This window comes from Nitrospiraceae bacterium (genome assembly GCA_020632595.1).
Classification (GTDB): domain Bacteria; phylum Nitrospirota; class Nitrospiria; order Nitrospirales; family UBA8639; genus Nitrospira_E.
In genome coordinates this window covers 1-6,633 of sequence record JACKFF010000035.1, presented here as the reverse complement: position 1 = coordinate 6,633, position 6,633 = coordinate 1, and the positions used below count along the sequence as shown (strand labels likewise).

The window sequence follows — 6,633 nt, the reverse complement described above, 5'->3', positions numbered from 1 at the left end:
AACGGATCCCCATTTTTATTGCCCACCGCGAATTCTATGTTGAGACGCCGAATGGATGAATGGTTTTCACGCCACGGAATTCTTCCAAAAGTGGTGGGTGAGTTTGAAGACGGTGCCACGATGAAGGCCTTTGGACAGGCTGGAAAAGGCATTTTTCCTGGTTCATCTGTCGTTGCCAAGGAGATTCAGCGGCAATACATGGTCTCGCGGCTTGGAAATATGCCCGACATCCATGAGCAGTTTTATGCTATTTCCATTGAGCGTCGCCTAAAGCACCCCGGGGTCTTGGCTATCGTGGATTCTGCCCAGACAAAAATTTTTCATTCAAAATGACCCACACCGTTGCGGCGGTTAGGGTTTGTGGGTATTTTATACTCGCACCAGGGGTCCGTTCGGGAAGTTGCATCGGCAACCATCCGATGAGCAACGGGCACTCTTTTTTAACCCCCTTCTTGTTTCTCCAAGGCGAGCAGGCGTTCTCCCTCCGCCCGGTGCATGACAGCCAGTTCCCTCATTTCCTTGGCCGCTTTCCATCGTGCGGTTGCTACGAGCATCAGGCTGTTTCGACGAAACCCCTTAGGATCCATATAGGGCCTCAATGCAAGGGTGGTGGCTTCTTGCTCGATTCTCACGGCTTCCGCCTGAAGTTCATCCGCTTGTTGATCGTAAATGGCAGCCATTTCCATGAGGTCTTTGCTGGTCCAGGGCTGAATGGGAAGCGTCTCCGACGTTGTGAGTGTGTTACCCTGGGCATCTAAAGAAACACGCGGGTGTTCTGAAAACCCTAATAACGTGGTGAAGCCAAACAGGCAGAGGGCACCTATTATCACAAACCAGAATTTTCGCATGTTCCGCTCCTTTCTGAGTCAGAAAACCCATTTGATGTCTAAGGAAAGGGGAAGGAGGCTTTGTGATGTATTCGGTGTCGACCTTCCCCTTTCCTGGACGTGTCCTCGATGATGGCCGGTCAGATGCATCTGGGACACCATGGTTCAGTTGATGTGTTTACGATGGTGTTGGTGCTTGACGTACCGGTTGAAGGGGATTGCCAAGCGGTTGTTTGGGCCAGTTTTCTGAAAAATCGAGAATGGCCTTTGCCAATGCCTCATGCAGGGCGACATGTCTTAGGGTCTCCAGTGCCTTTTCCTCACCTGGAAAAATGGGAGACGTCATTGCCGACCCTCTGACTCTGGGATATCTATTGGAGGCCAATGGGACATCGAGTTGTTCCAGTGTGGCAAAGGATGAACCTTTCCCGGCGATCACCAGCTTATCCAATGCCGGGTTCAAGATGCCGATTTCCACTAGGGCATGATTTTCGATCAAGGACCCGTTGAGAGCACCGACTTCCGGCATGATGTCCAGGCGGGCGGGGCCGCGAACTTCAACACTCGAAGGAATAACGAGTAGGATTCCTTCTAGATGAGAGTTCGTGTGTCCGTTGTGAACTAGGCCTAGGTCATCCCTGCTTGGTATCTTTTCGACTTGAATAGCCCTGTCAACAGCCACAGGAAGCTGATCCTGGAGTGGTTCTTTGATCTTCGAGGCAAATTGAAGCCAATTGTCTTCGGTGAGGGGTAGCGGCGAATTATGGGAGTCTTGGTCCAGCACGATGGCCATCACCAAGGGAATGCGCCCTGCGTCATTAGGAAAGAATGCGGTGCGAAAAACCGTTTCAGCATCCGGGACCGTCGTAAAATGAGTGCGTAACTTTTCTGGAGGTGAGTGCGTACAACCGAATACGAGCATGAACATGAACGTGCAAGAGACCAGACGGAAGAGTGCTTGACTCCTGTTTTGTCCTCTCAAGGTCGGTGTAGGGAACTGTTCAGCATTCATGGGTTTTTCTCCTCTCGTGGTGTGGGTTGGCAGTGGATGGTATGTGGGACATTGTTCACAGGGCCATTATTGGGAGGACAGATTGAGTGGGAAGGCGGACTCGTTAAGCCCGCCCTCCACTGATCATTGTTCAACCACTTTAGGCCAAAGTCCAATCGGTTTCGTCTTCTTCGGACTCGGTCTTGGCTAATGTCCAATCGACCTCGTTCTCGGCTGTGTTCTCCCTGCTGGACAAGGTCCAGTCGATTTCCTCTTCCACTGGACCCCTGTGGTTTTTCGCAGCCATCATCCAGCCGGATTCTGAGAGGGGAAGGGCCAATAACCCTGCGATGGCCAAACTAAGGGTAATGCTGAAAAATTTTAATGGAGTGTAAGGGGTGTTCATGGCTGTATCCTCCTAGTTAAAGGGATGGGATTCCATCCTGTTGGCTGATGGGTTATAGGATGATTGCTTCTCATGTCTCATTAAATAATTAAATTTGAGGTATAAGCAAATACATAAATTTTCTCTATATCATCCAAAATTTGAATGATGGATATCTTTAGGAACGCCTGCCCCTTTCATGAAAGTCTAAGGAGGAAATTCTTTGAGGGTACTCTGGGACAAGGGATATGTAGAACGGGCCTGTGCCTGCAAACTTCAAGTCACGACGAAGCAATCATCGCCCGAGGCTAGAAGGAAGGGTGGATGGAATTCATCTCTTTACAGAGAAGGCTGATACGCGACGAACTTGTCTGCAAGCAATCGCATGGTCTGCCAGGCCCGAGTTCTGTTGAAAGGTTGCCGCGGGGTATTCCTCAGGGCCGAGGACAACATATCAACCTGCAACCTGAGTCTAGGTTTTCAGTTCTGGTCCCGGAATAATGCCGGTCTTTTAAAGACGTGGTAGAGATAAAAAAGGCAAGGGAAGAGAAGAATGGTTCCCAGGAATAGTGCCCAGGCGATAACTTGAAGTGTGATTGCTGGTGCGGAGGCATTAAAGATCGTTAGATAGGGGGGAATTAAATACGGAAATTGAGCCAGACCCCAGGCCCAGATGGTAAGGGTCACTTGAAGGATGACGCATGTTCGAGCCCACCAGTAGCGCCGTGCGATGAACAAGGTCACAGCGACAATCATCAACCCGCCCACACCAAGTTGAATCATCCTGCCCCATTGGCTGGTTGTCAGTTCTCCCCAGAGTCGTGGTGCTCCAGATTGTCCCAGGAATAACACGCCTTCTTCCAGCAGACCGGTCAGCAGGGCGGCCACAATCGCCCGTTTACGAAATATTTCCCGTAAGTCAGGGTTTGAGGTTTCTAGAAGAAGATAGGCTGCTGCCAAGTATGCGAACAGCAACAACGTGAGCAGCCCCATACTTAACGCGAATGGCTGAACCCAGGCTGAGATATAGCCTTCGAAAAAGGTGTCGGGGTTTGCCGGGAACGCCCCAGCGGTGATTGCGCCTATGATCACTCCCAACAGGAGGGGACTCATAAGGCTTGAAACGGCAAATAGTTGGTCCCAACGGAGATGAATGTCGTCGTCTTCGATGTCATAGTGACGGAAGGCAAACGCCGCTCCTCGTAGGACGATGCCGATGACCAATAGTGTCAGTGGAATGTGCAGGGTAGTGGCCATTTGCACATAGGCTGCGGGAAAGGCCGTGAATAAAATCGTCACGATCAAAATTAGCCAGACATGGTTAGCCTCCCAAATGGGTCCGATGGCCTCGCCAATCAACCGGTGTTGAGCCTTTCGTGAAGAGCCTTTGGCGAGTAGATGCCACACGCCGGCGCCGAAATCCGCGCCACCTAACAAGGCGTAGCAAGTGAGTGAGAGGAGTAACGCCATGCCGAGTATCGTTTCGAGGCCCATTAGGCCAGCTCCTGTTTTTCGGTTGGAGAATGTATTTCAAATTGACTGGGTGTGGCTAAGACATGCCGCCACATGAGCCAGATGACAATGCAGGTCAAAAAGACATACAGACCCGCAAAAACCATCAACGGGAAGACCAATCCGGGCATCGGCGTAAGGGCATCGGCAGTTTTGAGATATCCCACGATGACCCAGGGTTGTCTGCCCACCTCGGTGGACACCCATCCTGTTTCGATGGCTACAAAGCCTAATGGAATTCCGTAAGCCAGCGAACGAAGGAACGCCCGAGACTGAAAGAGAGTCTGTTTTGTGATTGCAAGCCACAAGCCCCATAAGGCCAGGCACATCATAAGCAAGCCAATGAAAACCATGATTTGAAATGCCGTACGGGTGACACTAATCGGGGGCCAGTATTCTTTGGCAAACTCTTTGAGACCGATCACCTGCCCGTGAGGGTCCATGGTTAACATCAAGCTCAAGGCGTATGGGATTTCAATTGTATAATCAAATGCTTCTTTCTCCGAATTCCAAAGGCCGCCGATTCGAAAAGGTGCGCCTTGTTGAGTCTCGACCTGAGCCTCAAATACCGCCAGTTTTAATGGTTGATATGCCGCGACCTGCTTGGCCAAAAAATCTCCGCTGATCGGTTGAAGAATGGCGCTAATGCCCCCGACCAGAAAGGCGATCGTTAAGGCTGCTTGGTGAAAGGGATTGCCGGGTTGGCGGAAAAGCAGGAAAGCATGAATGCCGGCTACCGCAAAACCGGTGGCGGCAAAGGCGGCCAGGATCATGTGAGGGGCTTGGAGCAAACCCGAGGGGTTCAATAACGCGGCAAACGGGTTAATATTGGATGGGTTGCCGTGAATCATCATGAATCCTCGCGGGGTATTCATCCAACCATTGGCTATGACGACCACTACCCCGGAAGTGATTCCACTGATTGCCACGATTATTCCTGCTGTGAGATGAGCATGGGTACTAATTTTTCTCCAGCCATACAGGTAGATCCCCAGAAAAATCGCTTCCGTAAAGAAAGCAAACCCCTCTATCGCGAATGCCGGTCCGATAATGGGCCCGGCCCATTTCATGAACCCGGGCCAGAGAAGACCGAGCTGAAAGGACAAGACGGTGCCGGTGACGGCCCCAATAGCAAAGAAAATGGCCGTACCTTTTGCCCAACGCTTCGCAATGTCCAGGTACACCTCCTTGCCCGTTTTTAGCCAGCGCCATTCTGCCAACACCATAAGAAGAGGCATGGCCATACCCACGACGGCAAAGATAATGTGAAACCCTAGGGACATAGCCATCAGGGATCGCGCTGCCAGTAAATCGGTCATAACTATGCCTTGGGTATCACGATTGACGTCTGCATCTGGAAGCTTGGATTGTTCTTATTACCATGTTCAAAACGACGAGCGTTCCTTTTTTCTGTGTATGTGTGGCATTCAGGAGAAAACCAGACTGGCTGTATAGTTTTTTGAGCAGGGCCAAATATGGTTGGTTATTGAGCGGGTTCTGAGCATAGCCAATAGAGCCGTTCGCCAGGTCTGTTCCAGAATCGGACTCCACGCATCCTCTGCTAGCTCAGAAAATACTTCGAGAAACGTCTCAATAATTCTGGCGGATTCCCAAGGTTCCAGGGGAGGGGGGAGGACGTAGGAAAGGTCCGGCCAATGATCTTTGAATGAATGTACTATTCGACCATGAGCACCAATATCCGCAATGACGGATGTTAAGTAAGGAATCATGTTGCTTTTGAAGGATCTGCATCCGACTGCTTGTAAAAAAGTGTTGATGCTCACACTGGGGTCAGACAGAAGATAAGCGAGTTTGTCGGTCAATGAGTCGCCAGCCTTGTGGATCCATCGTAAGCCATATTCAAGAATTTTGACTTCAGTGTGGCTAAAGGTAGTCCTATCATGTGAGATCCTGGAATTCCTCCTTGTGTTCATAGGGAAGGAGAACTGTTCTCTTTAGTCTACACCCTGAAGTCCGAGGGAGGTCAAGGAAATGGAGCAATCCTTAGACAAGAGAGGGGTGGCCATGGGGACGAGAAAGGTTTTTTCGATGACAAGAGTGGTGAATCTTATTTTAAATTCTTTGATAACATGGAGGATCGAATCTCATGGAGAGAAAGGGGTAGAGCGTGATCGGAAACGTTCTCATGTGCGGGGATAGATAAAATAGTTAGTTGAAAAAGCGAATCCAAAAGACTTTCACTGGACTCTTTGGAATGCTCTCGCGAGTGGTGAGGAGGTATGGCCGAGATCAGGAATTGTAGGGAAAAGGCCTGCCGACAGAGGTTCCAGGGAAAAGGGGGTGGCTCGGAGTGGGTTCGATATTGAAGGAACATTCTATGTTTTTCATGGGTGTTGAAGTTGGAGGGATGGAGACAAGTAGATAATTTTTTCTCTCTCACTCTGTCTGACTTTGAAAGATTTGTGAGTTAGTCTCCTGAACATCTTTGGTAGCCGGTTGAGGGGAGGGCCGATCCAGGCAAAGCTTTCGTAACAGCTCGTGAGATTGATAGAGGGCATCCTGATGCTGGTCCCCGAAGTAGAGGAAATGTCCCATCTTGCGCCCAGGTCTGGGATGCTCCTTGCCGTAAAGATGGAGACGGACATAGGGATTCATCAAGAGGTGTTCCCAATGCGGGTTGCCGTGTTGCCAGAGATCTCCAAGGAGATTCACCATCAGGACGGGCTGAAGAAGGGAAGGGTCCCCCAGAGGTAGGCCGCAAATAGCCCGAAGATGCTGCTCGAATTGAGAAGTCACGCACCCCCCCCACGTAAAGTGTCCGCTGTTGTGGGGTCTGGGCGAAATTTCGTTGATGAGCAACGTCTGGTCAGCCAGAAAAAAGAACTCCACGGCCATGACCCCACAATAGTGAAGCTTCTCTGCAAGAGAAGCCGCCAGTGCTTCGGCACGCGAATGAA

The 6,633-nt window shown here is 50.5% G+C and carries 7 protein-coding genes; 1 reads left to right on the top strand and 6 read right to left on the bottom strand.

Annotated features, from left to right (window positions below; genetic code table 11):
* Positions 1-333 (top strand): LysR family transcriptional regulator (locus H6750_21400; protein ID MCB9776869.1); only part of this gene is annotated, 333 nt, incomplete at its 5' end.
* Between the two features lie 107 nt (positions 334-440).
* On the opposite strand, the gene H6750_21395 is transcribed toward H6750_21400, so the two are convergent.
* From H6750_21395 to H6750_21370, 6 genes are all read right to left on the bottom strand, one after another.
* The gene (locus H6750_21395) at positions 441-848 is read right to left on the bottom strand and encodes a hypothetical protein (GenBank protein ID MCB9776868.1); all 408 of its coding nucleotides are present in this window, start codon (positions 846-848) and stop codon (positions 441-443) included.
* 157 nt (positions 849-1,005) lie between these two features.
* Positions 1,006-1,839 (bottom strand): hypothetical protein, encoded by an 834-nt coding sequence (locus tag H6750_21390; GenBank protein ID MCB9776867.1) that lies wholly within the window; start codon positions 1,837-1,839, stop codon positions 1,006-1,008.
* A gap of 139 nt (positions 1,840-1,978) precedes the next feature.
* Positions 1,979-2,224: a hypothetical protein gene (locus tag H6750_21385; protein ID MCB9776866.1), complete on the bottom strand. Its 246-nt coding sequence runs from the start codon at positions 2,222-2,224 to the stop codon at positions 1,979-1,981.
* 459 nt (positions 2,225-2,683) lie between these two features.
* Positions 2,684-3,697: a cytochrome d ubiquinol oxidase subunit II gene (locus H6750_21380; protein MCB9776865.1), complete on the bottom strand. Its 1,014-nt coding sequence runs from the start codon at positions 3,695-3,697 to the stop codon at positions 2,684-2,686.
* Positions 3,697-5,034, bottom strand: a complete 1,338-nt coding sequence (locus tag H6750_21375; protein ID MCB9776864.1) for a cytochrome ubiquinol oxidase subunit I — start codon at positions 5,032-5,034, stop codon at positions 3,697-3,699. Before H6750_21375 ends, H6750_21380 begins: the two co-directional genes overlap by 1 nt.
* A 1,078-nt stretch (positions 5,035-6,112) precedes the next feature.
* On the bottom strand, positions 6,113-6,633 hold a 521-nt coding region (locus tag H6750_21370), incomplete at its 5' end, for an ATP-grasp domain-containing protein (protein ID MCB9776863.1).